This window comes from Pseudomonas sp. 2,4-D (genome assembly GCF_030418155.1).
Classification (GTDB): Bacteria; Pseudomonadota; Gammaproteobacteria; order Pseudomonadales; family Pseudomonadaceae; genus Aquipseudomonas; species Aquipseudomonas alloputida.
On record NZ_JAUHUI010000014.1, the window covers coordinates 54,492 to 77,634 of the forward strand.

Consider the following 23,143-nt stretch of genomic DNA (forward strand, 5'->3'; position numbering starts at 1 on the left):
ACGCTCAGGCCACAGGGGCGGGAGGCGGCTCGTCCGGCAAGGTCGGCTCACCCGGCTCCATGGGAGGCGTCTCACCGGGTTCCGGCGGTTGCGGGGTATCGGGGTCAGGCTGATGGGGCACGCCCCCCGCCTGCATGGGCAGCGGGTGCGCCAGCAGTGACCAGGGCAACAACCCTACGTGATTGGGCTGCAGGCCTGCCAGCTTGGCACTGATTGCGGGATGGAGTTTCATTGGCTGCTCCTGACGAAAGCCGATGTACATCATGCACACCGGCGTTACTTCGTTGGAGTGCCAAAGGCGCGGGTAATTCCCCGCGCTTGTCGGCTCAGGTACGTGGCAGGGTGACGCCGCGCTGGCCCTGGTATTTGCCGCCACGGTCCTTGTACGACACTTCGCACTCTTCGTCGGACTGCAAGAACAGCATCTGCGCCACGCCTTCGTTGGCGTAGATCTTCGCCGGCAGCGTGGTGGTGTTGGAAAACTCCAACGTCACGTGGCCTTCCCACTCAGGCTCGAGCGGCGTGACGTTGACGATGATGCCGCAACGGGCGTAGGTGCTCTTGCCCAGGCAAATGGTCAGCACGTCACGGGGAATGCGGAAATATTCGACAGTGCGCGCCAGGGCGAAAGAGTTTGGCGGGATGATGCACACGTCGCTCTTGATATCGACGAAGCTGCCAGCATCGAAATTTTTCGGGTCGACGGTGGCCGAGTTGATGTTGGTGAACACCTTGAATTCGTCGGCGCAGCGTACGTCGTACCCATAGCTGGAGACGCCGAAGGAGATCACGCGGTTGTCCTGCTCGCCGCGCACCTGGCGCTCGACGAACGGCTCGATCATGCCGTGTTCCTGCGCCATGCGGCGAATCCACTTGTCCGATTTGATGCTCATGGCGGGGTGTCCTGAAGAGTTGCGAGGTGAAAATCGTGACGCGCATATTACCGGTCCCGGCGCCCAGGTTAAAGTTCCATCCCTCATCCCGCGCCGGGTGGGGGCTGCAGCCGCCGCCGATCCGAATTTGCCTAAAGCGTCTTCTGACCATTGGCAGGTTGCGGAAAGTGGGGTAAGGTGTTGCCACTGTGCTGCACGTGACACCGAGAATCTCTAGTTTGATGCACGATCCTGATCGGCCCATCGCTGAATTTTCTGCTCTCTTTGCGCTCAGTCCCGGGCAGGGTTTTTCCTGACCGTTATCAAATTGTCCAAGGAGACAGAAAAATGTCCAACCGTCAATCCGGTGTTGTTAAGTGGTTCAACGATGAGAAAGGCTACGGCTTCATCACCCCTCAGTCGGGCGACGACCTGTTCGTGCACTTCAAAGCCATCCAAGCTGACGGCTTCAAAACCCTGAAAGAAGGCCAGGCTGTTACTTTCGTCGCTACCCGCGGCCAGAAAGGCATGCAGGCTGAAGAAGTTCAGATCGCCTAAGTCGATCTAGCTTCCTAGCTTTCAAAAAAACCCGCCTTCTGGCGGGTTTTTTTATGCCTGTCTGAAGGCCATGCATTGAAAGTGTGTGGAGCCTTGTGTCGCGAAAGGGCCGCAAAGCGGCCCCAGCAATCTATGCATTATGCCGAGATCCTGGGGCCGCTGCGCGGCCCTTTCGCGACGCCAGGCCGCTCCCACAGGGATCGCGCCAGCTTTTAGAAATTGAGCAAGACAGTTGCCCCCACAGGGAATGCGTCAGTCTTCGCTGATGGTAATGCTGGGCATTGCCGGCGCCGCAGCTTCCTGCAGCACGATCCGCGCGCCTACCTGGCGGGCCAGCTCCTGGTAAACCATGGCAATCTGGCTTTCCGGCTCGGCGATCGCCGTCGGCTTGCCGCTGTCGGCCTGCTCACGTATCAGCATCGACAACGGCAGCGACGCCAGCAGGTCGACGCCATACTGGCTGGCCAGCTTCTCGCCGCCACCTTCACCGAACAGGTGTTCGGCATGGCCGCAATTCGAGCAGATATGCACGGCCATGTTCTCGACCACGCCCAGCACCGGAATGTTGACCTTGCGGAACATTTCCACGCCCTTCTTGGCATCCAGCAGCGCCAGGTCCTGCGGCGTGGTGACGATCACCGAACCGACCACCGGTACTTTTTGTGCCAGGGTCAGCTGGATGTCACCGGTACCCGGTGGCATATCGATCACCAGGTAATCCAGGTCATCCCAAGCGGTCTGGGTGACTAGCTGCAGCAGCGCGCCAGACACCATCGGGCCACGCCATACCATCGGCGTGTTGTCGTCGGTGAGGAAGGCCATGGACATGACTTCCACGCCGTGGGCCTTGATCGGCACGAACCACTTCTGCTCGCGAATCTGTGGACGGGTACCCTCGGCGATGCCGAACATCACCCCCTGACTGGGACCGTAGATGTCGGCATCGAGAATACCTACCCGTGCGCCTTCGCGTGCAAGGGCCAAGGCCAGGTTGGCAGCGGTGGTCGACTTGCCCACACCGCCCTTGCCCGAGGCCACGGCGATGATGTTCTTGACGCTGGCCATGGCTGGCACCTGGGCCTGGGCCTTGTGCGCAGCCACCACGCAATCGATCGAAACCTGGGCGCCAGTGACCCCCTCGAGGCTACCAATGGCGGTCTGCAGCACCTGGGCCCAGCCGTTCTTGAACAGCCCTGCGGCATAACCCAACTGCAACTGCACGCTGACCTGCCCGCCCTGGATATCGATGGCGCGCACGCAGCCGGCGCTGACCGGGTCCTGGTTCAGGTAGGGGTCGGTGTACTGGCGAAGCACGCCTTCAACGGCGGCACGGGTGACGGCACTCATGGAGACTCCCATTGGCAAACTGAATGTAAAACAGCCGCCTATCCTAACCCGTCAATCGTCAGCAGATGCGCTTGCGGGGTGAAATATCTTCGCCAGCCCTTTATAGTGGCCGATCACCCTCATTTTTACCCCGTAGCCAGATAAGTAGCCGAGCCACCATGTCCGAGCCACGCCAGATTCTCGTCACCAGCGCCCTGCCCTATGCCAATGGATCGATCCATCTCGGCCATATGCTGGAGTACATCCAGACGGACATGTGGGTGCGCTTCCAGAAGCTGCGCGGCAACCAATGCATCTATGTCTGCGCCGACGACGCCCACGGTTCGGCCATCATGCTGCGCGCCGAAAAGGAAGGTATCACCCCGGAACAGCTGATCGCCAACGTCCAGGCCGAGCACAGCAGCGATTTCGCCGACTTCCTGGTGGACTTCGACAATTTCCACTCCACCCACAGCGAAGAGAACCGCGAGCTGTCGAGCCTGATCTACTCGCGCCTGCGCGAAGCCGGGCACATCGCCACCCGGTCGGTGACCCAGTACTTCGACCCGGAAAAAGGCATGTTCCTCGCCGACCGCTTCATCAAGGGCACCTGCCCGAAGTGCGCGGCCGAAGACCAGTACGGCGACAACTGCGAAAAATGCGGTGCCACCTACGCACCCACCGAGCTGAAGAACCCCAAGTCAGCGATCTCCGGTGCCACCCCGGTATTGCGTGACTCCCAGCATTTCTTCTTCAAGCTGCCAGACTTCCAGGCCATGCTGCAGCAGTGGACCCGAAGCGGCACCCTGCAGGACGCGGTAGCCAACAAGCTGGCGGAATGGCTGGACTCCGGCCTGCAGGAGTGGGATATCTCCCGCGACGCGCCATACTTCGGCTTCGAGATCCCGGGTGAGCCTGGCAAATACTTCTACGTATGGCTGGATGCACCAATCGGCTACATGGCCAGCTTCAAGAACCTCTGCGCGCGCCGCCCGGAGCTGGACTTCGACGCCTTCTGGAACGAAGGCTCCAAGGCCGAGCTGTACCACTTCATCGGCAAGGACATCGTCAACTTCCACGCCCTGTTCTGGCCAGCCATGCTCGAAGGCGCCGGCTTCCGCAAGCCGACCGCGGTCAATGTGCACGGCTACCTGACGGTCAACGGCGCCAAGATGTCCAAGTCACGCGGCACCTTCATCAAGGCCCGCACCTACCTGGACCACCTGCAGCCGGAATACCTGCGTTACTACTATGCGGCCAAGCTGGGCCGTGGCGTCGACGACCTGGACCTGAACCTGGAAGACTTCGTACAGAAGGTCAACTCCGACCTGGTCGGCAAGGTCGTCAACATTGCCAGCCGCTGCGCCGGTTTCATCCACAAGGGCAACGAAGGTGTGATGGTAAGCGGTGATGCCGCGCCTGAGCTGACCGAAGCCTTCCTGGCTGCCGCACCTTCCATCGCCGAAGCCTATGAGGCCCGTGATTTTGGCCGCGCCATGCGCGAAATCATGGCACTGGCCGACCGCGCCAACGCCTGGATCGCCGACAAGGCACCGTGGTCACTGGCCAAACAGGAAGGCAAGCAGGATGAAGTCCAGGCCATCTGCGCCCAAGGCATCAACCTGTTCCGCCAGCTGGTGATCTTCCTCAAACCGGTACTGCCGGTGCTGGCCGCTGACGCCGAGGCTTTCCTCAACGTGGCCCCGCTGACCTGGAACGACCACCTGACACGCCTGGAAAACCACCCGCTTAACCCGTTCAAGGCCCTGATGAGCCGTATCGAACCGGCCAAGGTCGAAGCCATGGTCGCTGCCAGCAAGGAAGACCTGCTGGCTGCCGAAGCCAAGGCCCCGGCGGGCAATGGCGAACTGGCCAAGGACCCGCTATCGGCAGAGATCGAGTTCGATACCTTCGCTGCCGTCGACCTGCGTGTGGCGCTGATCGTCAAGGCTGAAGCCGTGGCGGGTGCCGACAAGTTGCTGCAACTGACCCTGGACATTGGTGACGAGCGACGCAACGTGTTCTCCGGCATCAAGTCGGCCTACCCAGACCCGTCCAAGCTGGAAGGCCGCCTGACCATGATGGTAGCCAACCTCAAACCCCGGAAGATGCGCTTTGGCGTGTCCGAAGGCATGGTCATGGCTGCCGGCCCTGGCGGTGAAGAAATCTACCTGCTGAGCCCGGACAGCGGCGCCAAGCCAGGCCAGCGCATCAAGTAACCGCCCTGCGGGCCATTGTGGGAGCGGCCTGCCCGCTCCCACAATTACGCAGGCCCCTTCATGTCAAACCCGGACAATCGCCCCGATTCCCGGCTATCGTCATCTCATGAATGACTACATCCTGGTCCTGATCAGCGCCGCACTGATCAATCACCTGTGCCTGCTTCGACAGCCACTCTCCGGGCTGCAACTGCAGGTGCACGGCCTGGCCTGCGCCCTGTGCATCGCCCTGGGCGTAATTGGCGCGCAGTTGCTGGTGCACGCGGTACTTGCCCCGTTGCACATCCACGATCTTGCCCTTTTTGTGCTATTGCCCTGGCTGGCTTTGCTCGCCTGGGGCCTGCCCTGGCTTTTGGCCAAGTGGCGCCCGGCCTGGCCTGTAGTGGGGCTGCCAGCGCTGCTGTTAAGCAATGCAGCAGCGCTGGGGCTGGCGCTGCAGCAGACAAGCGACAACAGCACCTGGCCAACCATGCTGCTCCAAGGCTTGCTGACGGGTGGCGGCTTCTGGCTGGCGCTGATGGTGTTCGCCGACCTGCGCCAGCGCAGCGCCCACGCCGATATCCCCAACGTACTGCGCGGCCTGCCCATCGAATTGATCGGTGCCGGGGTGATGGCCATGGCATTTTCCGGTTTCAACGGAATGTTTGGCCAATGAGCAGTCCCGATCCGCGCCTACGCACCAGCATGGGCCTGGTCTTGCTAGCCTGCACGCCTGGACTGCTGGCGCTGTTGTGGCTGCATGGCTGGGGCATGATGCTGAACCTGTTGCTGTGCGCCAGTGCCGCGCTGCTGTGCGAGGCATTGCTGCTGGCACTGCGCAGCCAATCACTGAGCCAGGCGCTAAACGACGGCAGCGCACTGGTGACGGCCGTGCTGCTGGCGGCCGCCCTGCCCACCTTGGCGCCATGGTGGCTGCCGGTCATCGCGGCAAGTGTCGCGATCGGTATCGGCAAGCAGGCCTACGGTGGGGTCGGACGAAATCTGTTCAATCCAGCCATGGTGGGCTATGCCTTCGTGCTGCTCAGCTTCCCGTTGCAGATGAACCATTGGCCTGGGCAGGCCCCAAGCCTGCTCGACAGCGTGCAGCAGGTGTTCGCTGGGGGCGAACAGATCGATGCCTGGGCCCGGCCGACATTGCTCGACGGCTTGCGCCACAACCGCAGCCTGACCATCGACGAGCTGTTTGCCAGCCATCCGGGCTTTGGCAACATTGGCGGGGCAGGCAGCGAATGGGTCAACCTGGCATTCCTGCTTGGCGGCCTGTTCTTGCTGCAGCGCAAGGTGATCAGTTGGCATGCACCGGCAGGTTTGCTGGCAGGGCTATTGGTATTCAGCCTGTTGGGCTGGAACGGTTCGGGGTCGGACTCCAATGGCTCGCCTTTGCTGCACCTGTTTTCCGGCTCGACCATGCTGGCAGCATTCTTCATTGCGACCGAGCCAGTATCCGGCCCCCGAGACGACTGGGCCAAACTGTGCTTCGGCGTAGGAACAGGGGTGCTCATCTACCTGATTCGTACGTGGGGCAGCTATCCGGATGGCACCGCGTTCGCCGTCCTGCTGATGAACCTTTTCGCACCGGCACTCGAGCGCATGGCTGCGCAGCGTCAGCAGGCAGCCCGATGAAGCGCGGGGTTCGGAATGTGGGCCTGTTGCTGCTGACGGGAGTATTGGCAGTGTCCGCCACCCTGGCCTGGCGGCAGTGGACCGGTCCGGCCATCGCCGGCGCTGAAAAGCAGCTGCAAAGCCGCCTGCGACTGGCCGTGCTGCCCGACGGTAGCTATGACAACCAGCCCCTGGAAAGCCCACTGCCAAGGCCCGCCGCACAGAGGCCCAACAGCCGTATCCTGGCAGCTTACCGTGCCACTGTGGCAGGTAAGCCAAGCGCCATTATCCTGATAACACAGGCCCAGGGGTATGCCGGGCCGATCGTGCTGAGCGTCGCCATCACCACGGACGGCCGGCTGATCGGCAGCCAGGTTGTCGAACAACAGGAAAGCCCCGGGCTGGGCGATCGCCTGGGGGATCCGCGATTGCACTGGCTGAGTCAGTTCAACAACCGCGATCAGGGCGATCACTGGGCGCTGAAGCGGGACCAGGGTGACTTTGACCAATTGGCCGGCGCAACCGTGACCTCGCGCGCGGTGATCGCCGCATTGCAGGATGCGCTGAGCTATTTCGACGAGCAGCGTAGTGTATTGCTGGAGGGCGCCACCCATGAATAGGTTCTGCCTGCTGGCCATGAGCCTGGCGCCACTGCTGGGTGCCACCCGAACGCTGGCTGAAGGCGCGGCCATCGGCCTGTGCGCAGTACTGATGGGGTGCCTGCACCAACTGTTGCTGGCGCCACTGCGTAAACACATGGCCAGCTGGGCCTATGTAATGGCTAGCCTGCTGCTGCTGGCTGCGTTGGCCAGTTGCCTGCAGTTGGCCATGCGGGCCTGGCTGCTACCACTGGCCATTGCTTTGGGCCACTATCCCGCATTGTTGTGCCTGCAATGCCTGGCCAGTGACCACCTGTTGCCTGACCAACACCGCTGGCGCCTGCTCGCAAGGCACCTCGGCGCTGTCTTTGCCATTTGCCTGCTGCTGGGCGCCAGTCGCCAATGGCTGGCTGACCATGCCGAGCTGCACCTGGCCAGCCTCGCCCCCGGTGCGCTACTGCTGCTGGGTCTGCTGTTGGCCTTGTACAATCGCCTGCTTCCGGGCCCAGCCCACCCACATTGTCAAGGAAAGCCCTGATTTCATGAATGCCGCCAAACGCCTGGAGATTTTTCGCAGGCTGCACGAAGACAACCCCGACCCCAAGACCGAACTGGCCTACACGACCCCGTTTGAACTGCTGGTCGCCGTGACACTGTCCGCGCAATCCACCGACGTCGGCGTCAACAAGGCCACTGCCCGCCTGTTCCCCGTCGCCAACACCCCCGAGGCCATCCATGCCCTGGGCGTTGAAGGCCTCAGCGAATACATCAAGACCATCGGGCTTTACAACAGCAAGGCCAAGAATGTCATAGAAACGTGCCGGCTGCTGATCGAGCGCCACGACAGCCAGGTACCGCAAACCCGCGAAGCGTTGGAGGCGCTACCCGGTGTCGGCCGAAAAACCGCCAATGTGGTGCTTAACACGGCGTTTCGCCAACCGGCCATGGCCGTGGATACCCATATCTTCCGGGTGAGTAACCGAACGGGCATCGCGCCAGGCAAAACGGTGCTGGAAGTGGAAAAGAAACTGGTCAAGTTTGTACCCAAGGACTATCTGCTCGACGCCCACCACTGGCTGATCCTGCACGGGCGCTACGTATGCCAGGCGCGCAAGCCAAGGTGCGGAAGCTGCAGGATCGAAGATTTGTGCGAGTACAAGCACAAAACCTCCGACGATTGAGCCGATAGCCAAAAACCACTCACATCGATTGAAAAAATCTTTTTTACCAGCGTCTGCTTTCTGGTTATAAGGACGGCCAATGGCCCCTTGGCTTGGAGCGACTCATGAGTACCGATAAAGACGACCTGTCGATCGATGATGATTTTGTTGCCGCAGACGACGACGCGGAGCCACAGGTTGAAATCGCAAAGACCAACCTGAGCAAACGCCGCACCATCGACAACATGCTGGAAGAACGGCGCCTGCAAAAGCAGTTGGCCGATTTCGATTACGACCTGTAGTGCGGGTCCCGTAGTCATGGCCCCATAGCCTTGGCAAAGCCTCCGTCTGGAGGCTTCAAGGCTTGGCGATCAGTTCAGACCTTGCCGTTGCGCCAGCTCGATCAGGTCAACCAGCGACCGTGCATTGAGCTTGAGCAAGAGCCGCGACTTGTAGGTACTGACCGTCTTGTTGCTGAGGTACATGCTGTCGGCAATCTCCTTGTTCGAACGCCCTCGCGCCAGTTGTTGCAGCACCGTCATTTCTCGCGCAGAAAGGCGATTCACCATATCCGTCTCGCTGCCCGCCCCCCTGCCACGTGACGCATGCAAGGCCTGGTTGGGGAAGTAGCTGTAACCCGACAACACAGCCTTGATAGCGCTGAGCAGTTCGGTAAGCTCCTGTTGCTTGCACACGTAACCCGCCGCCCCTGCCTGCATGCAGCGCATCGAAAAGTTGCCGGGGGCCTGTGACGTCAGCACCAGTACTTTGCTACCCGGGCTGAACGTCGCCATGCGGGCGATCACCTCCAGGCCATCCAGTTTCGGGATACCGATATCCAGCACCACGATATCCGGCAGGTGTTGCCGTGTCAGCTGCAACGCAGCCACCCCATTGTCAGTCTCCGCCACAACGTCATACCCATGCCGCTCCATCAGCATGCGTACGGCCAGGCGTATGACCGGATGATCATCCACGATAAGCACTTTATTCATGCGATATCCATACATTGTTGTTGCTTTGGCACGCCAAGATAACCGACAGGACGCTTGCTGGCGCGGCGATTTACCAGCGAAAGCCATGGACAGACAAAGCCTACAGAACTTACAGAAACTTCCTACACACAATGACTATGGTTGTAACAAACAAATTACTTATTACCGAAAGAAACGGTACCACCCACTGACATAAACGTACCAGTTGAAGACTGATCTTCAGCAAAGGAAAACTTCCGACTCAAGCACGTCGAAAAAGCAACACAACGAGGTTCTCTGACGATCATTCCTCCCCCGGGAAACAATCCAGCCTTTAGTTGAGTACAGCAGTAAGGTAAAGATGGACAAAACCGCTGGAGACGGCCTATATGACCCAAGCACAACCTGTCGCCCCGCTGACGATCATTGCCATCTTCGCGGGGATCATCGAAGCCTCCGCCCTTGCCACACTGCCATTTCTCGGCGAGTCCAGCCAAAAGCTCTACACCTGGTTCCTGGTAGGCTTTCCATTCTTTCTGACGGCACTGTTCTTTCTGACGCTCAACTTCAATTACAAGTCGTTCTACAACCCGCTACCCGACAGCACAGCACAGCCCAACACGCCAGCACTGAACAGTGTGGTCACACCCGCTATTTCCAATGATGCCCAAGAGGCGGTACAGGGCGAGCCTGTCACATTCATGTTCTCTGGCCCCGACGCCTATCGCATGATGGAGCAACAACTCTTGCACGCACTTGCCCAACCGCCCGAGCCAACACGAGTCTGGCGCTTTTGTAATCTGGACAGACGTCAATGTGCGCAGCTTTCGATCAGCACACTTGAGGGCGATGATGTGAGCCATCGAAGTTGAACGACCCGCCTTTGCGCGGGCATAAAAAAACCCCGGACTGAGCCGGGGTTTTCGCACACGGCAGCAATCAGAGCAGCGAACGGCCCTTGTTGGCGGCAATGCGCATACGCAGTGCGTTGAGCTTGATGAAGCCCGCAGCATCTGCCTGGTTGTACGCACCACCATCTTCTTCAAAGGTGGCGATGTTGGCATCGAACAGCGAATCGTCCGACTTGCGGCCAACCACGGTCACATTGCCCTTGTACAGTTTCAGGCGCACCACACCATTCACGTTGACCTGCGAAGCATCGATCATCTGTTGCAGCATCAGACGTTCCGGGCTCCACCAGTAGCCGGTGTAGATCAGGCTGGCATACTTTGGCATCAGCTCATCTTTCAGGTGAGCGACTTCGCGGTCCAGGGTGATCGACTCGATGGCACGGTGTGCCTTGAGCATGATGGTACCGCCAGGCGTTTCGTAGCAACCGCGCGACTTCATGCCGACGTAACGGTTTTCGACGATGTCCAGACGGCCGATGCCGTTGGCACCACCGATACGGTTCAGGTCTGCCAGGACGGTGGCCGGGGATTTCTCGACGCCGTCGATGGCAACGATGTCACCATTGCGGTAGGTCAGTTCGATGTAGGTAGCCTGATCCGGGGCGTTCTCAGGCGAGACACTCCAGCGCCACATGTCTTCTTCGTGCTCGGTCCAGGTATCTTCCAGGACACCGCCTTCATAGGAGATGTGCAGCAGGTTGGCGTCCATCGAGTACGGCGACTTCTTCTTGCCGTGGCGCTCGATCGGGATGCCGTGCTTCTCGGCGTAGTCCATCAGCTTTTCGCGGGACAGCAGGTCCCACTCGCGCCATGGGGCGATGACCTTGACGCCTGGCTTCAGGGCATAAGCACCGAGCTCGAAGCGCACCTGGTCGTTACCCTTGCCGGTGGCGCCATGGGAAATGGCGTCAGCGCCGGTTTCGTTGGCGATTTCGATCAGACGCTTGGCGATCAGCGGACGGGCGATGGAAGTACCCAGCAGGTACTCGCCTTCGTAGACGGTGTTGGCGCGGAACATCGGGAACACGAAATCACGCACGAATTCTTCGCGCAGGTCGTCGATGTAGATCTCTTTAACGCCCATTGCCTGGGCCTTGGCACGGGCCGGTTCGACCTCTTCGCCCTGCCCCAAGTCAGCGGTGAAGGTCACCACTTCGCAGTTGTAGGTATCCTGCAGCCACTTGAGAATCACCGAAGTATCAAGGCCGCCGGAATACGCCAGTACGACCTTTTTTACGTCCGCCATGCCATCACTCCACGGGGTTGTACGGAAAGGGACCGATTCTACCGGCGTTGCGGATAAATTTACAGTGGGACGACAGCTTCTGACGACAAAGCGACAGGAACTTTCGTAGGGGCGACGGGCGGTCGGTTGCAGGATGTGGCATGAGGACCATGGAGGGGCGTCGAGCCGCAGCGTGCATGCCTTGAGGAGTTCAGCGCCTGTGAGATCGAGCGCCGCCAGGTGTCCGCCTCGACACATTCTGCGCCTGTGAGACCGAGCGCCGCCAGGTGTCCGCCTTGATGCGAGCCCATGACATGCACCGACCAGATCTCAGGGCGCCTTCGCCCCCGGGACGCCCGAGGCAGGTGCAGCAGCCGGACCCGCTGGAACAGGCCCTGATACCGGTGCAACACCCGGCGCCGCTTGCTCAACCGGCTTTTCCACCGGTTTCTCAACCACCGCCAGCCTATCAAGCTCGATATTCACCCGCCGATTACGCGCTCGATTCGACGCACTGTTGTTCTTCGCGAGCGGATAACGCTCGCCATGGAAGCGCACAGTGATCTGCTCGTCCGGCACACCATTAGCCTTGAAATAATCGGCCACGGCCAATGCGCGGCGGCGTGACAGGTCGCGGTTGGCCAGGCGGTTGCCACTGTTGTCGGAATGCCCATTGAGCTCGACATGGTTCACCGTCGGGTCGGCTTTCATGTAATCGAGGATCACGTCCAGCCGCGCCTTGGCTGCTGCATCCAGCTCGATACCGCCCCCGGGAAAACCCACCTGGGTCTGGCGCACCTGGTCGTAGTTCATCGGCAACAGTTTGCCAGCACAGACCTGATAGTCATTGTAGGCTTTGGCGAAGCTGACCGGCAGCACTCGCACCTCCATCGGCCTGCCTGCCTCACCGGTGTAGTTGCGCACGACGGTGCTACGCCCGTCGAGCAATCCGTTGATCAGCCGGCTGGCCTGCCCTTGGGAGGAGCTGAACAGCACACCACTGCGGGCCATACGCACATTGCCCAGGTTGATATCGCCACGCCCTGGTTGCCACGGCGCTGCCGCGGCCAACAGGCTGGCGGTGCCTGCACCCAGTACGTTGCTGTCCGACCGCAGCTGGAACACCGGCTGCTCGCCTGCCCGACGCACGAACGTACCGCTGCCGAAACCTTCGATCGGCTGGCTCAGACGGCACTCGAACTGGTCACCCTCGACCTTCCAGGCAATGTTCTCCATGCGCGTCTGGAAAGTCAGTGCGCCGGCCGGCAGGCTGGCGAACAGGGTCAACAGGGCTAGGTAACGCTGGCGCACGGGCGGCTCCACAAATTCTGACGGCTTACCTGCAGGCTATCGGACGCTGTCCTGAAAACTTGATAGCCGTGCTCGCCCCGGGGTTTTCCGGTAGGATTGGGGCTTGAGTTCGACCCGCCTGGAATCCCCAATGTCCGATCGCCTGACCCTCCTGCGCCCCGACGACTGGCACATCCATCTGCGCGATGGTGCCGTCCTGCCCCACACCGTTGGCGACGTGGCGCGTACCTTCGCCCGTGCCATCATCATGCCCAACCTGAATCCTCCGGTGCGTAATGCCGAGCAGGCTGGTGCCTACCGTGAGCGCATTCTGGCTGCCCGCCCGGCCGGCAGTCGCTTCGAGCCGCTGATGGTGCTGTACCTCACCGACCGCACCAGCCCCGAGGACATCCGCGCGGCCAAGGCCAGCGGTTTCGTGTACGCCGCCAAAATGTACCCGGCCGGCGCCACCACCAACTCCGATTCGGGCGTGACCAGCATCGACAACATCTTCCCGGCCATAGAGGCGCTGGCGGAAGTTGGCATGCCGCTGTTGGTGCATGGCGAAGTGACCCGCAGCGAGATCGACGTGTTCGACCGCGAGAAGCGCTTCATCGACGAGCACATGCGCCGTGTGGTCGAGCGCTTCCCGACGCTGAAAGTGGTGTTCGAACACATCACCACCAGCGACGCCGCGCAGTTCGTCACCGAGGCCCCGGCCAACGTGGGTGCGACCATCACCGCCCAGCACCTGCTGTACAACCGCAACCACATGCTGGTTGGCGGCATTCGCCCGCACTTCTACTGCCTGCCGATCCTCAAGCGCAACACCCACCAGGTGGCCTTGCTGGATGCAGCCACCAGCGGCAATCCGAAGTTCTTCCTCGGCACCGACTCGGCACCTCATGCCCGTCACGCCAAGGAAGCAGCCTGCGGTTGCGCGGGTTGCTACACCGCTTATGCGGCCATCGAGATGTACGCCGAAGCGTTCGAGCAGCGTAACGCGCTGGACAAGCTGGAAGGCTTCGCCAGCCTGCACGGCCCGGCCTTCTATGGCCTGCCGGCGAACACCGAAACCATTACCCTGGTCCGCGAAGAATGGACCGCTCCGGAAAGCCTGCCATTTGGCGAGCAAACCGTAGTCCCGCTGCGCGCTGGCGAAAAACTGCGCTGGCGCCTGCTGGAGAAAAACGCGTGAGCGAAGACCTTTACGAAGACGACCTGGACACCCAAGGCAGCAGCGGTCCTCGCCACCCGATGGCCGAGCGCTTCCGCGGCTATCTGCCGGTCGTGGTGGATGTTGAAACCGGTGGTTTCAACAGCGCTACCGATGCATTGCTGGAAATTGCCGCCGTCACCATCGGCATGGACGAGAAAGGCTTCCTGTTCCCCGAACACACCTACTTCCACCGAGTGGAGCCGTTCGAGGGCGCCAACATCGAGCCGGCCGCGCTTGAGTTCACCGGGATCAAGCTGGACCACCCGCTGCGCATGGCGGTCAGCGAGGAAAGCGCGATGACCGACATCTTCCGTGGCGTGCGCAAGGCACTCAAGGCCAACGGCTGCAAGCGGGCGATTCTGGTCGGCCACAACAGCAGTTTCGACCTGGGTTTCCTCAATGCAGCAGTGGCGCGCAATGACCTGAAGCGCAATCCGTTCCACCCGTTCTCCAGCTTCGACACCGCCACCCTGGCGGGCCTGGCGTATGGCCAGACCGTGCTGGCGCGGGCCTGCCAGAGCGCTGACATCGACTTCGACGGGCGTGAGGCGCACTCGGCACGTTATGACACCGAGAAAACCGCTGAGCTGTTCTGCGGCATCGTCAACCGCTGGAAAGAAATGGGCGGCTGGCGCGATTTCAACGATTGACCTGCCAAAGGCATTCGCGGGCACGCCCGCTTCCACAGGTTCACCTTTGCCTTCAGGCATGCAGAGAATCGGTGGGAGCGGGCGCGCCCGCGAAGAGGCCGGCACAGGAAGGCATAAAAAAACCGGCCACGAAGGCCGGTTTTTTCATGCACGCAGCAATTACAGCTTGCCAGCGTTCTCGCTCAGGTAGGCAGCAACGCCTTCAGGCGAAGCGTTCATGCCCTTGTCGCCTTTTTTCCAGTTGGCAGGGCAGACTTCGCCGTGCTCTTCGTGGAACTGCAGAGCGTCAACCAGACGCAGCAGCTCGTCCATGTTACGGCCCAGTGGCAGGTCGTTGACGATCTGCGAACGGACAACACCGTTGGTATCGATCAGGAAGGCACCACGGAAGGCCACGCCGCCTTCGGACTCAACGTCGTAGGCTTTGCAGATTTCGTGGGTCATGTCGGCAGCCAGGGTGTACTTCACCTGACCGATGCCGCCGTTGTTGACCGGGGTGTTACGCCAGGCGTTGTGGGTGAAGTGCGAGTCGATCGATACACCGATCACTTCCACGTTGCGCGCCTGGAAGTCAGGGATGCGGTTGTCCAGGGCGATCAGCTCGGACGGGCAGACGAAGGTGAAGTCCAGCGGGTAGAAGAACACCAGGCCGTACTTGCCCTTGATGGCCGAGGCCAGGTTGAAGCTATCGACGATCTCGCCATTGCCCAGCACGGCCGGAACGGTGAAATCGGGGGCTTTCTTACCAACGAGTACGCTCATTGTAATCTCCTGATGAGGGTGAAAAACCGTTTGCCGGGCCAGACGGGCTTGCCCGACATCCAACAAAGGCCGACCATCATACACGGCTTCTCATGACAGGCCGACTCCGTCGACAAAGCGACCACCGGTCACTCAAGCACAGCCCTCTCAGAAAGATCTTTGACAAGCATTCTCATTACCATTAAGCTCCAACCCATCGACCCAACAAGCGATGGTCAGCCCTTATGTATGTGTGTCTTTGTGTCGGCGTTACCGACGGACAGATCCGCGATGCGATCTATGAAGGATGCTGCAGTTACAAGGAAGTGCGAGCCGCCACCAATGTCGCCAGCCAGTGTGGGAAATGCGCCTGCGTGGCCAAGCAAGTGGTCCGCGAGACCCTGACCGAGCTTCAGGTCAGTCAGGCAGCCCTGCCCTACCCCGTCGAATTTACCGCTGCCTGAACGCAGAATTTCAAGAACCGGACCTGGTGTCCGGTTTTTTTATGCCCGAAATTCAACAAGTTAGCGTTGCAACGCGGTTCACAAACATTCTTATTCCTATTAATTTTCACTTATTATTCAAGAACTTAGGTTTGACACACCTAAGTATCGGGCTCAAACTTCAGTGGATTGACACACTTCTACAGGGCAGGAACCCGACATGAAAGGCGACGTAAGCGTCATCCAGCATCTCAACAAGATCCTCGGAAACGAGCTGGTCGCGATCAACCAGTACTTCCTGCACGCACGCATGTACGAAGATTGGGGGCTGAACAAACTCGGCAAGCATGAGTACAAAGAATCCATCGATGAAATGAAGCACGCTGACAAGCTGATCAAGCGTATTTTGTTCCTCGAGGGTATTCCTAACGTTCAGGACCTGGGCAAACTGCTGATCGGCGAGCACACCAAGGAAATGCTCGAGTGCGACCTGAAGATTGAACAGCAAGGCCTGGTCGACCTGAAGGCCGCCATCGCCCACTGTGAAACCGCTGGCGACTTCGGCTCGCGTGACGTGCTCGAAGATATCCTCGAGTCCGAGGAAGAACACATCGACTGGCTGGAAACCCAACTGGGGCTGATCGACAAGATCGGTATCGAGAACTACCTGCAGTCGCAGATGGGCGAAGAGTAAATATTCGCCCCATGAAAAAACCCGCGATCAGCGGGTTTTTTCATGCTTGCCGGAAGATCAGGCTTCAGAAGCCTTGGCCTTGGCAGCCGCTTCCTTGATCAGGGTTTGCAGCTCACCCTTCTCGAACATTTCCAGCATGATGTCGCTGCCGCCAACCAGCTCACCGGCTACCCACAGTTGCGGGAAGGTCGGCCAGTTGGCGTATTTTGGCAGGTTGGCGCGAATTTCCGGGTTCTGCAGGATGTCGACGTAGGCGAACTTTTCGCCACAACCCATCACGGCCTGCGATGCACGCGCAGAGAAGCCGCACTGCGGAGCATTCGGCGAGCCTTTCATGTAAAGCAGAATGGTGTTGTTGGCAATCTGCTCTTTGATCGTTTCGATGATATCCATGTAGCACCTCGGCTGAACTATCCGACACAGTCGTCGGCACGGTGTCGCATTGTATCGGAAAGCCGAGCGCAGTGCTCGGCCTTGCCGTTCCTCAAGCGGCCTCGACCTGCACGGGTACGCCATTGAGTGCAGCGTTTCCGGAAACCTGGTCCCGAAAGCGCTCATCGGTCAGGTCATTGGCACTCACGCCGGGTTGCGCCTGGGCGATCTGCATGTGCACGCCCTGACGACCATGACCATAACCATGGGGCAAGCTGACCACACCGGGCATCATGTCCTCGCAGGCCTGCACCTCGACCTCCAGTGAGCCGGTACGCGAACGTATGCGCACGCGCTGGCCATCCTGCAGTTGCCGCTGCTGCAAGTCTTGCGGGTGCATCAACAACTGATGCCGTGGCTTGCCTTTCACCAGGCGATGGAAGTTGTGCATCCACGAGTTGTTGCTGCGCACATGGCGGCGCCCGATCAGCAGCAGTTCGCCCGGCACCGGGGGCGTCATTTGCGCCAGGCGGTGCAGGTCGTCCAGTAAAACCTGGGGGGCGGCTTCGACAGCCTTGCTGGCAGTCGCCAGGCGCCCAGCGAGGTTGCTGCGTAACGGCCCCAGGTCAAGCCCGTGCGGGTGATCGTCCAGGGTTGCCAGGGAGAGCCGCCAAGGCGTAGCTTCACCATAGCGCCCTTTGCGCAGGGCTTGATCAATCATCTGCGCAGGCGACCAGGTCTGCTTCAACTCCAACTCGGCACGCTTGGCAAAAGCCTGGGCCAGGCCGACGAAGATTTCCCAGTCATGCAATGCCCCCTCCGGCTTGGGCAGGATTGCCCGGTTGAAGCGCGTGACATTGCGCACTGCCAGCAGGTTGAAGGTGCTGTCGTAATGGTCGTTCTCCAGCGCTGAGGTGGAGGGCAGGATCAGGTCGGCATGGCGGGTGGTTTCGTTGATGTAGAGGTCGATACTGAGCATGAACTCCAACCCCTCCAGCGCCGTATCCAGCTGGCGGCCGTTAGGCGTGGACAACACAGGGTTGCCGGCAACTGTCACCAGGGCGCGCACCTGCCCTTCGCCCAGTGTTTGCATTTCCTCGGCCAGGGCAGCCACCGGCAGCTCGCCGCCGTACTCGGGCAAGCCCGACACACGGCTCTGCCAGGCGTTGAAGTGGCCGCCCGAGGTGGTTGCCACCAGGTCGACGGCAGGCTCCGTGCACAACGCGCCGCCTGTACGGTCGAGGTTGCCGGTCACCAGGTTCACAAGCTGCACCAGCCAGTGGCAAAGGGTACCGAATGCCTGGGTCGAGACACCCATGCGGCCGTAGCACACGGCCTGCCCGGCAGCGGCGAAGTCGCGTGCCAGCTGGCGAATATCCGCTGCAGCAATACCACATTGGGCGCTAACGGCCTCGGCACTGAACGGCGCAATGGCCTCGCGCACCTGCTGCAGGCCGCTAACCGGCAAGTGCGAGCCCCGTGCCAGGCCTTCTTCGAACAATGTGTTGAGCAAGCCGCACAACAGGGCTGCATCACCACCAGGGCGTATGAACAAATGGCTGTCAGCCATTGCAGCCGTTTCGCTACGCCGCGGGTCAACCACCACCAGGCGCCCACCACGCGCCCGCAGGGCCTTCAGGCGCTTCTCCACGTCTGGAACGGTCATGATGCTGCCGTTGGAGGCCAGCGGGTTGCCGCCAAGAATCAGCATGAACTCCGTGTGATCGATATCCGGAATCGGCAGCAGCAGCCCATGCCCATACATCAAGTGGCTGACCAGGTGTTGGGGCAACTGGTCCACGGACGTGGCAGAGAAACGGTTACGGGTCTTGAGCAGGCCCAGGAAATAGTTGCTGTGGGTCATCAAGCCGTAATTGTGCACACTCGGGTTGCCTTGGTAGACCGCCACGGCATTGCGCCCATGGGCTTGCTGGACCGCCCACAATTTTTCGGCAGCCAGTGCGAAAGCCTCATCCCAGCCAATGGCCTGCCATTGCTCACCGACTCGCTTGTGGGGCTGGCGCAGGCGATCCGGGTCGTTCTGGATGTCCTGCAACGCCACGGCCTTGGGGCAGACATGGCCACGGCTGAACGGGTCCTGGGGGTCGCCCTTGATCGAGCTGATCAGGGCCCGCCCGTCCTCCTCATGACTGACTTCGATGTTGAGCCCGCAGATCGCTTCGCACAGGTGACAGGCACGGTGATGCAGGGTCTTGGTCATGGCCGCCTCTGCCTTGTTGTTGTCGAACAGTGACTATGCGCCTGACCCCGCCCCGCGGCCAGTGCGCTTCGCCGCGTGAATCCACCGACATCAGGCGCACGATTCACGACAGCCATTTGCCAAATTGCCAGCAAGCCGTGTACAACCGTCTGTAGCAAATAAAGAACAGCACGGGCCAACGGGTAAAGACACCCTTTGCAATACCCTTTGCAATCACGCCGCTTTCCCCCCTTGGCTTCAGGCGACATTTACTTATAGTATTGCGCCTTTCCCTATTTCGTCCGCCCCGTGCGGCTTACGCCGCAGGTCACCCCCGTTGTCAAAAAAACCATACGGTCGACCTGCATACCGTTGCAGATAAGGTAGTCACTCATGAGCGCTAGGCACTTTCTCTCCCTGCTGGACTTCACCACCGACGAATTGCTCGGGGTGATCCGCCGCGGCATCGAGCTGAAGGACCTGCGTAAGCGAGGCGTGCTGTTCGAACCGCTGAAGAACCGTGTACTGGGCATGATCTTCGAAAAGTCCTCGACCCGTACCCGTGTGTCGTTCGAGGCCGGCATGATCCAGCTCGGTGGCCAGGCCATCTTCCTGTCGCCCCGCGACACCCAGCTGGGCCGCGGCGAGCCGATTGGTGACAGCGCCATTGTGCTGTCGAGCATGGTTGATGCGGTGATGATCCGTACCCACGCCCACAGCACCCTGACCGAGTTCGCCGCCAAGTCGCGCGTACCCGTGATCAACGGCCTGTCCGACGAATCGCACCCGTGCCAACTGCTGGCCGACATGCAGACCTTCGTTGAACACCGCGGCTCGATTCAGGGCAAGACCGTGACCTGGATCGGCGATGGCTTCAACATGTGCAACTCCTATATCGAAGCCGCCAGGCAGTTCGATTTCCAGCTGCGCATCGCCTGCCCCGAAGGCTATGAGCCGGATCAACGCTTCATGGCACTGGGCGGTGACCGCGTGCAGATCATCCGGGATGCCAGGGAAGCTGTGCGTGATGCACACCTGGTGGTCACCGATGTCTGGACTTCCATGGGTCAGGAGGAGGAAACTGCACGGCGCCTGGCGCATTTCGCGCCTTACCAGGTCACCCGCGAACTGCTCGACCTGGCTGCACCCGATGTCCTCTTCATGCACTGCCTGCCCGCCCATCGTGGCGAGGAAATCAGCCAGGACCTGCTCGACGACCCACGTTCGGTCGCCTGGGACGAGGCTGAAAACCGCCTGCATGCACAGAAGGCGCTTCTCGAATTCCTTGTAGAACCGGCTTACCACCACGCATGAGTCAACCCCTACTGCTCAACCTGCGCAACCTCGCCTGCGGCTATGGCGACCAGCGCATCGTCCAGAACCTCAACCTGCACCTGAACGCAGGCGACATCGGTTGCCTGCTGGGTTCATCCGGTTGTGGCAAGACCACCACCCTGCGCGCCATCGCCGGTTTCGAGCCGGTGCACGAAGGTGAAATCCACCTGGCTGGTGAGGTCATTTCCCGGGCTGGCTTCACCCTGGCCCCTGAAAAGCGCCGCATCGGCATGGTATTTCAGGACTACGCGCTGTTCCCGCACCTGACCGTGGCGCAGAACATTGCCTTTGGTATCGCCAAACACCCACGCCAGGCCGCCGTCATCGAAGAGATGCTGGAGCTGGTCAAACTCGGCGGGCTGGGCGGACGTTACCCGCATGAGCTGTCTGGCGGCCAGCAGCAACGTGTCGCCCTGGCCCGGGCGCTGGCGCCCGAGCCGCAGCTGCTGCTGCTTGACGAGCCGTTCTCCAACCTCGACGTGGAGCTGCGCCGGCGCCTGAGCCATGAGGTTCGCGACATTCTCAAAAGCCGCGGTACCAGCGCCATTCTGGTCACCCATGACCAGGAAGAAGCCTTTGCCGTCAGCGACCAGGTTGGCGTCTTCAAGGAAGGCCGCCTGGAACAGTGGGATACGCCCTATAACCTTTACCACGAACCGCAGACGCCATTCGTGGCGAGTTTCATCGGCCAGGGATACTTCATCCGTGGGCAAATGAGCAGCCACGAGGCAGTCAATACCGAAGTGGGTGAGCTGCGCGGTAACCGCGCCTACATCATGGCGCCGGGCAGTTCGGTGGATGTACTGCTGCGCCCGGATGATATCGTGCATGCACCTGGCAGCGCGCTCCTGGCGAACATCGTGGGCAAGAGTTTCCTTGGGGCATCCACGCTCTACCGCCTGCAGTTGCCCACCGGCAGCCAGCTGGAAGCGATCTTCCCTAGCCATAACGACCACGCGATCGGTGAGAATGTGGAGATTGCAGTGAAGGCCGATCACCTCGTGCTATTCCCGGTACCGGGTAGCGTTGCAGCACAGTTGCCACGCCAGGAGAATGGCGTGCGTCGATACAGTTCGGCGACTTGACTTCAGCGCCAGGGGGCCGCTTGGCGGCCCCCTGTTCTCAGCCTCGACCAATCCCGGCAAACGTGCCCTGCGTATACTCCGCCAGCACCGCCGCTGCCAGCTCCACTTCCAGGCCACGCCTGCCGGCGCTGACATGGATAGTTGCAAAATTCTGCGCCGAGTCATCAATAAAGGTCCGCAGGCGCTTCTTCTGCCCCAGCGGGCTGATGCCGCCCACCAGGTAACCGGTCGCCCGCTGCGCCGCCGCCGGGTCGGCCATCTCGCACTTCTTCACCCCAGCAGCATGGGCCAGGGCCTTAAGGTCCAAGGTCCCCACCACGGGCACCACCGCTACCAGCAATTCCCCTTTCTCGCTGCTTGCCAGCAACGTCTTGAACACCTGTTGCGGGTCGAGCCCGAGCTTTTCTGCCGCCTCCAGGCCATACGACGCCGACTTCGGGTCATGTTCATAACTGTGCACACGATGCTCGGCACGGTGCTTCTTCAACAGGTCTAGGGCGGGGGTCATGCAAGGGCTCCAGTCAGGGACGACTCGGCGGCTACTTTAGGACAATTCCCACATCCCAGCCACCGCACCGCAATCGAGCGCGTCTAGTACAGGGATCAGCAGCTGATTCTAGCGACCTTATCGTGACTGACCGTTCACTTTCGACCTTTGACATCAGCGTTTCTTGTCTATATTTTTTCGTTTCTGAATAAACGATGCCCTTTTAAGGTGCATTTCCTACATCACCCGGGGTCAATGGGGATAGACACCGGGTTTTGCTGTCGAGCGCCACGCGCCTCACAACAAAAAAAACGAGGTCATACATGACGACTGCTCTGCGCCAACCCACACTGTCCAGCCAATGCCTGGCCGAGTTTCTCGGCACCGCCCTGCTCATCTTCTTCGGTACCGGCTGCGTCGCCGCGCTCAAGGTTGCCGGGGCCAGCTTCGGGCTTTGGGAAATCAGTATCATCTGGGGCGTGGGCGTCAGCATGGCCATCTACCTCACCGCCGGTATTTCCGGTGCGCACCTGAACCCAGCCGTGAGTATCGCTCTCACACTGTTCGCAGGGTTCGACAAGCGCAAGCTGCCCTTCTACATGCTGGCCCAGGTATGCGGCGCATTCTGTGGCGCAGCACTGGTCTACACGTTGTACAGCAACCTGTTCTTCGATTTCGAACAAACCCACGCCATGCTGCGCGGTAGCGAAGGCAGCCTTGAGCTGGCCTCGGTGTTCTCCACCTATCCACACCCGTCGCTGTCTACCAGCCAGGCGTTTCTGGTCGAAGTGGTGATCACTGCCATTCTGATGGCCGTGATCATGGCCCTGACCGACGACAACAACGGCCTGCCGCGCGGCGCCATGGCCCCGCTGTTGATCGGCCTGCTGATTGCAGTGATTGGCAGCGCCATGGGCCCATTGACTGGCTTTGCGATGAACCCGGCCCGCGATTTTGGGCCAAAACTCATGACCTTCCTGGCCGGTTGGGGCGAAATCGCCTTCACTGGCGGGCGGGATATTCCCTATTTCCTGGTTCCGGTATTTGCACCGATCCTTGGCGCCTGCTTGGGTGCAGCGAGCTACCGCGGCCTGATTGCACGCAACCTGCCAATGGCGCCCGCCGCGACCCCTGAGACAAATGACATTCGCCAGGGCGATACTCAAGCCAATTGATGCCAC

Annotated in this window: 26 protein-coding genes; 16 read left to right on the forward strand and 10 right to left on the reverse strand. The window is 60.6% G+C overall.

What is annotated here, in order from left to right:
* Positions 1 to 4 precede the first annotated feature (4 nt).
* Entirely contained in the window at positions 5 to 232 is a 228-nt protein-coding gene (locus tag QYE47_RS12695; protein WP_003254918.1) for a hypothetical protein, read from the reverse strand.
* 94 nt (positions 233 to 326) lie between these two features.
* On the reverse strand, positions 327 to 893 hold the full coding sequence (gene dcd / locus QYE47_RS12700; RefSeq protein WP_003254920.1) for a dCTP deaminase: 567 nt from the start codon (positions 891 to 893) through the stop codon (positions 327 to 329).
* A 327-nt stretch (positions 894 to 1,220) separates the two neighbouring features.
* Between dcd and QYE47_RS12705 the strand changes: the two genes are divergently transcribed.
* The gene (locus QYE47_RS12705; RefSeq protein ID WP_003254922.1) at positions 1,221 to 1,430 is read left to right on the forward strand and encodes a cold-shock protein; all 210 of its coding nucleotides are present in this window, start codon (positions 1,221 to 1,223) and stop codon (positions 1,428 to 1,430) included.
* 252 nt (positions 1,431 to 1,682) lie between these two features.
* Here the strand turns inward: QYE47_RS12705 and apbC are convergent, their stop codons facing one another.
* Complete coding sequence (apbC, locus tag QYE47_RS12710; RefSeq protein ID WP_070383527.1) at positions 1,683 to 2,777, reverse strand: iron-sulfur cluster carrier protein ApbC; 1,095 nt, start codon at positions 2,775 to 2,777, stop codon at positions 1,683 to 1,685.
* Positions 2,778 to 2,935: 158 nt separating this feature from the next.
* Between apbC and metG the strand changes: the two genes are divergently transcribed.
* From metG to QYE47_RS12745, 7 genes are all read left to right on the forward strand, one after another.
* Positions 2,936 to 4,975 carry a methionine--tRNA ligase gene (metG, locus tag QYE47_RS12715; RefSeq protein WP_014589921.1) on the forward strand — a complete coding sequence of 680 codons (2,040 nt, stop codon included), beginning with the start codon at positions 2,936 to 2,938 and terminating at the stop codon, positions 4,973 to 4,975.
* Between the two features lie 106 nt (positions 4,976 to 5,081).
* A complete protein-coding gene (locus tag QYE47_RS12720; RefSeq protein ID WP_019438145.1) occupies positions 5,082 to 5,630 on the forward strand; it encodes an Rnf-Nqr domain containing protein in 549 nt (182 codons plus the stop codon).
* Entirely contained in the window at positions 5,627 to 6,598 is a 972-nt protein-coding gene (locus tag QYE47_RS12725) for an RnfABCDGE type electron transport complex subunit D (RefSeq protein WP_070383526.1), read from the forward strand. The genes QYE47_RS12720 and QYE47_RS12725 overlap by 4 nt, the downstream gene beginning before the upstream one ends.
* Entirely contained in the window at positions 6,595 to 7,197 is a 603-nt protein-coding gene (locus QYE47_RS12730; RefSeq protein ID WP_019438143.1) for an RnfABCDGE type electron transport complex subunit G, read from the forward strand. Before QYE47_RS12725 ends, QYE47_RS12730 begins: the two co-directional genes overlap by 4 nt.
* A complete protein-coding gene (locus QYE47_RS12735) occupies positions 7,190 to 7,714 on the forward strand; it encodes an NADH:quinone oxidoreductase (RefSeq protein WP_070383525.1) in 525 nt (174 codons plus the stop codon). The genes QYE47_RS12730 and QYE47_RS12735 overlap by 8 nt, the downstream gene beginning before the upstream one ends.
* A gap of 4 nt (positions 7,715 to 7,718) precedes the next feature.
* The gene (gene nth, locus QYE47_RS12740; RefSeq protein ID WP_014589916.1) at positions 7,719 to 8,357 is read left to right on the forward strand and encodes an endonuclease III; all 639 of its coding nucleotides are present in this window, start codon (positions 7,719 to 7,721) and stop codon (positions 8,355 to 8,357) included.
* A 104-nt stretch (positions 8,358 to 8,461) separates the two neighbouring features.
* The gene (locus tag QYE47_RS12745) at positions 8,462 to 8,638 is read left to right on the forward strand and encodes a PA3496 family putative envelope integrity protein (RefSeq protein ID WP_010952256.1); all 177 of its coding nucleotides are present in this window, start codon (positions 8,462 to 8,464) and stop codon (positions 8,636 to 8,638) included.
* A 69-nt stretch (positions 8,639 to 8,707) separates the two neighbouring features.
* Here the strand turns inward: QYE47_RS12745 and QYE47_RS12750 are convergent, their stop codons facing one another.
* On the reverse strand, positions 8,708 to 9,331 hold the full coding sequence (locus QYE47_RS12750; protein ID WP_003254939.1) for a response regulator transcription factor: 624 nt from the start codon (positions 9,329 to 9,331) through the stop codon (positions 8,708 to 8,710).
* Between the two features lie 368 nt (positions 9,332 to 9,699).
* Here QYE47_RS12750 and QYE47_RS12755 point away from each other — a divergent pair, with 368 nt between their 5' ends.
* Complete coding sequence (locus tag QYE47_RS12755; RefSeq protein WP_014589915.1) at positions 9,700 to 10,182, forward strand: hypothetical protein; 483 nt, start codon at positions 9,700 to 9,702, stop codon at positions 10,180 to 10,182.
* A gap of 67 nt (positions 10,183 to 10,249) precedes the next feature.
* Here QYE47_RS12755 and QYE47_RS12760 read toward each other — a convergent pair whose 3' ends face one another.
* A complete protein-coding gene (locus QYE47_RS12760; RefSeq protein ID WP_003254941.1) occupies positions 10,250 to 11,467 on the reverse strand; it encodes an argininosuccinate synthase in 1,218 nt (405 codons plus the stop codon).
* A gap of 309 nt (positions 11,468 to 11,776) precedes the next feature.
* Entirely contained in the window at positions 11,777 to 12,757 is a 981-nt protein-coding gene (locus tag QYE47_RS12765; protein WP_019438141.1) for an OmpA family protein, read from the reverse strand.
* Positions 12,758 to 12,887: 130 nt separating this feature from the next.
* Here QYE47_RS12765 and pyrC point away from each other — a divergent pair, with 130 nt between their 5' ends.
* Positions 12,888 to 13,934 carry a dihydroorotase gene (pyrC, locus tag QYE47_RS12770; RefSeq protein ID WP_014589913.1) on the forward strand — a complete coding sequence of 349 codons (1,047 nt, stop codon included), beginning with the start codon at positions 12,888 to 12,890 and terminating at the stop codon, positions 13,932 to 13,934.
* Positions 13,931 to 14,605 (forward strand): ribonuclease T, encoded by a 675-nt coding sequence (gene rnt / locus QYE47_RS12775; protein ID WP_003254944.1) that lies wholly within the window; start codon positions 13,931 to 13,933, stop codon positions 14,603 to 14,605. Before pyrC ends, rnt begins: the two co-directional genes overlap by 4 nt.
* A gap of 159 nt (positions 14,606 to 14,764) precedes the next feature.
* Here the strand turns inward: rnt and QYE47_RS12780 are convergent, their stop codons facing one another.
* Positions 14,765 to 15,367, reverse strand: coding sequence for a peroxiredoxin (locus QYE47_RS12780; RefSeq protein ID WP_003254945.1), 603 nt, complete (start codon positions 15,365 to 15,367; stop codon positions 14,765 to 14,767).
* Positions 15,368 to 15,591: 224 nt separating this feature from the next.
* Between QYE47_RS12780 and QYE47_RS12785 the strand changes: the two genes are divergently transcribed.
* Both QYE47_RS12785 and bfr read left to right on the forward strand, forming a co-directional pair.
* On the forward strand, positions 15,592 to 15,810 hold the full coding sequence (locus QYE47_RS12785; RefSeq protein ID WP_003254947.1) for a bacterioferritin-associated ferredoxin: 219 nt from the start codon (positions 15,592 to 15,594) through the stop codon (positions 15,808 to 15,810).
* A 199-nt stretch (positions 15,811 to 16,009) separates the two neighbouring features.
* Positions 16,010 to 16,483, forward strand: a complete 474-nt coding sequence (gene bfr / locus QYE47_RS12790; RefSeq protein ID WP_003254948.1) for a bacterioferritin — start codon at positions 16,010 to 16,012, stop codon at positions 16,481 to 16,483.
* 57 nt (positions 16,484 to 16,540) lie between these two features.
* On the opposite strand, the gene grxD is transcribed toward bfr, so the two are convergent.
* Both grxD and QYE47_RS12800 read right to left on the reverse strand, forming a co-directional pair.
* A complete protein-coding gene (grxD, locus tag QYE47_RS12795) occupies positions 16,541 to 16,876 on the reverse strand; it encodes a Grx4 family monothiol glutaredoxin (protein ID WP_003254949.1) in 336 nt (111 codons plus the stop codon).
* A 91-nt stretch (positions 16,877 to 16,967) separates the two neighbouring features.
* Positions 16,968 to 19,076 carry a molybdopterin-dependent oxidoreductase gene (locus QYE47_RS12800; RefSeq protein WP_070383524.1) on the reverse strand — a complete coding sequence of 703 codons (2,109 nt, stop codon included), beginning with the start codon at positions 19,074 to 19,076 and terminating at the stop codon, positions 16,968 to 16,970.
* A 372-nt stretch (positions 19,077 to 19,448) separates the two neighbouring features.
* Between QYE47_RS12800 and argF the strand changes: the two genes are divergently transcribed.
* Complete coding sequence (argF, locus tag QYE47_RS12805) at positions 19,449 to 20,369, forward strand: ornithine carbamoyltransferase (protein WP_014589911.1); 921 nt, start codon at positions 19,449 to 19,451, stop codon at positions 20,367 to 20,369.
* Positions 20,366 to 21,475 carry an ABC transporter ATP-binding protein gene (locus tag QYE47_RS12810; protein WP_019438139.1) on the forward strand — a complete coding sequence of 370 codons (1,110 nt, stop codon included), beginning with the start codon at positions 20,366 to 20,368 and terminating at the stop codon, positions 21,473 to 21,475. The genes argF and QYE47_RS12810 overlap by 4 nt, the downstream gene beginning before the upstream one ends.
* Positions 21,476 to 21,512: 37 nt before the next feature.
* On the opposite strand, the gene ybaK is transcribed toward QYE47_RS12810, so the two are convergent.
* Complete coding sequence (gene ybaK, locus QYE47_RS12815) at positions 21,513 to 21,983, reverse strand: Cys-tRNA(Pro) deacylase (RefSeq protein WP_003254957.1); 471 nt, start codon at positions 21,981 to 21,983, stop codon at positions 21,513 to 21,515.
* A 302-nt stretch (positions 21,984 to 22,285) separates the two neighbouring features.
* Between ybaK and QYE47_RS12820 the strand changes: the two genes are divergently transcribed.
* Positions 22,286 to 23,137: an MIP/aquaporin family protein gene (locus QYE47_RS12820; protein WP_014589909.1), complete on the forward strand. Its 852-nt coding sequence runs from the start codon at positions 22,286 to 22,288 to the stop codon at positions 23,135 to 23,137.
* Positions 23,138 to 23,143: the final 6 nt, after the last annotated feature.

Bases quoted from the DNA above. Each gene is read 5' to 3' on its own strand.
- QYE47_RS12695 (WP_003254918.1), bottom strand. From the start codon at position 232: ATGAAACTCCATCCCGCAATCAGTGCCAAGCTGGCAGGCCTGCAGCCC.
- dcd (WP_003254920.1), bottom strand. From the start codon at position 893: ATGAGCATCAAATCGGACAAGTGGATTCGCCGCATGGCGCAGGAACAC.
- QYE47_RS12705 (WP_003254922.1), top strand. From the start codon at position 1,221: ATGTCCAACCGTCAATCCGGTGTTGTTAAGTGGTTCAACGATGAGAAA.
- apbC (WP_070383527.1), bottom strand. From the start codon at position 2,777: ATGAGTGCCGTCACCCGTGCCGCCGTTGAAGGCGTGCTTCGCCAGTAC.
- metG (WP_014589921.1), top strand. From the start codon at position 2,936: ATGTCCGAGCCACGCCAGATTCTCGTCACCAGCGCCCTGCCCTATGCC.
- QYE47_RS12720 (WP_019438145.1), top strand. From the start codon at position 5,082: ATGAATGACTACATCCTGGTCCTGATCAGCGCCGCACTGATCAATCAC.
- QYE47_RS12725 (WP_070383526.1), top strand. From the start codon at position 5,627: ATGAGCAGTCCCGATCCGCGCCTACGCACCAGCATGGGCCTGGTCTTG.
- QYE47_RS12730 (WP_019438143.1), top strand. From the start codon at position 6,595: ATGAAGCGCGGGGTTCGGAATGTGGGCCTGTTGCTGCTGACGGGAGTA.
- QYE47_RS12735 (WP_070383525.1), top strand. From the start codon at position 7,190: ATGAATAGGTTCTGCCTGCTGGCCATGAGCCTGGCGCCACTGCTGGGT.
- nth (WP_014589916.1), top strand. From the start codon at position 7,719: ATGAATGCCGCCAAACGCCTGGAGATTTTTCGCAGGCTGCACGAAGAC.
- QYE47_RS12745 (WP_010952256.1), top strand. From the start codon at position 8,462: ATGAGTACCGATAAAGACGACCTGTCGATCGATGATGATTTTGTTGCC.
- QYE47_RS12750 (WP_003254939.1), bottom strand. From the start codon at position 9,331: ATGAATAAAGTGCTTATCGTGGATGATCATCCGGTCATACGCCTGGCC.
- QYE47_RS12755 (WP_014589915.1), top strand. From the start codon at position 9,700: ATGACCCAAGCACAACCTGTCGCCCCGCTGACGATCATTGCCATCTTC.
- QYE47_RS12760 (WP_003254941.1), bottom strand. From the start codon at position 11,467: ATGGCGGACGTAAAAAAGGTCGTACTGGCGTATTCCGGCGGCCTTGAT.
- pyrC (WP_014589913.1), top strand. From the start codon at position 12,888: ATGTCCGATCGCCTGACCCTCCTGCGCCCCGACGACTGGCACATCCAT.
- QYE47_RS12780 (WP_003254945.1), bottom strand. From the start codon at position 15,367: ATGAGCGTACTCGTTGGTAAGAAAGCCCCCGATTTCACCGTTCCGGCC.
- QYE47_RS12785 (WP_003254947.1), top strand. From the start codon at position 15,592: ATGTATGTGTGTCTTTGTGTCGGCGTTACCGACGGACAGATCCGCGAT.
- bfr (WP_003254948.1), top strand. From the start codon at position 16,010: ATGAAAGGCGACGTAAGCGTCATCCAGCATCTCAACAAGATCCTCGGA.
- grxD (WP_003254949.1), bottom strand. From the start codon at position 16,876: ATGGATATCATCGAAACGATCAAAGAGCAGATTGCCAACAACACCATT.
- QYE47_RS12800 (WP_070383524.1), bottom strand. From the start codon at position 19,076: ATGACCAAGACCCTGCATCACCGTGCCTGTCACCTGTGCGAAGCGATC.
- argF (WP_014589911.1), top strand. From the start codon at position 19,449: ATGAGCGCTAGGCACTTTCTCTCCCTGCTGGACTTCACCACCGACGAA.
- QYE47_RS12810 (WP_019438139.1), top strand. From the start codon at position 20,366: ATGAGTCAACCCCTACTGCTCAACCTGCGCAACCTCGCCTGCGGCTAT.
- ybaK (WP_003254957.1), bottom strand. From the start codon at position 21,983: ATGACCCCCGCCCTAGACCTGTTGAAGAAGCACCGTGCCGAGCATCGT.
- QYE47_RS12820 (WP_014589909.1), top strand. From the start codon at position 22,286: ATGACGACTGCTCTGCGCCAACCCACACTGTCCAGCCAATGCCTGGCC.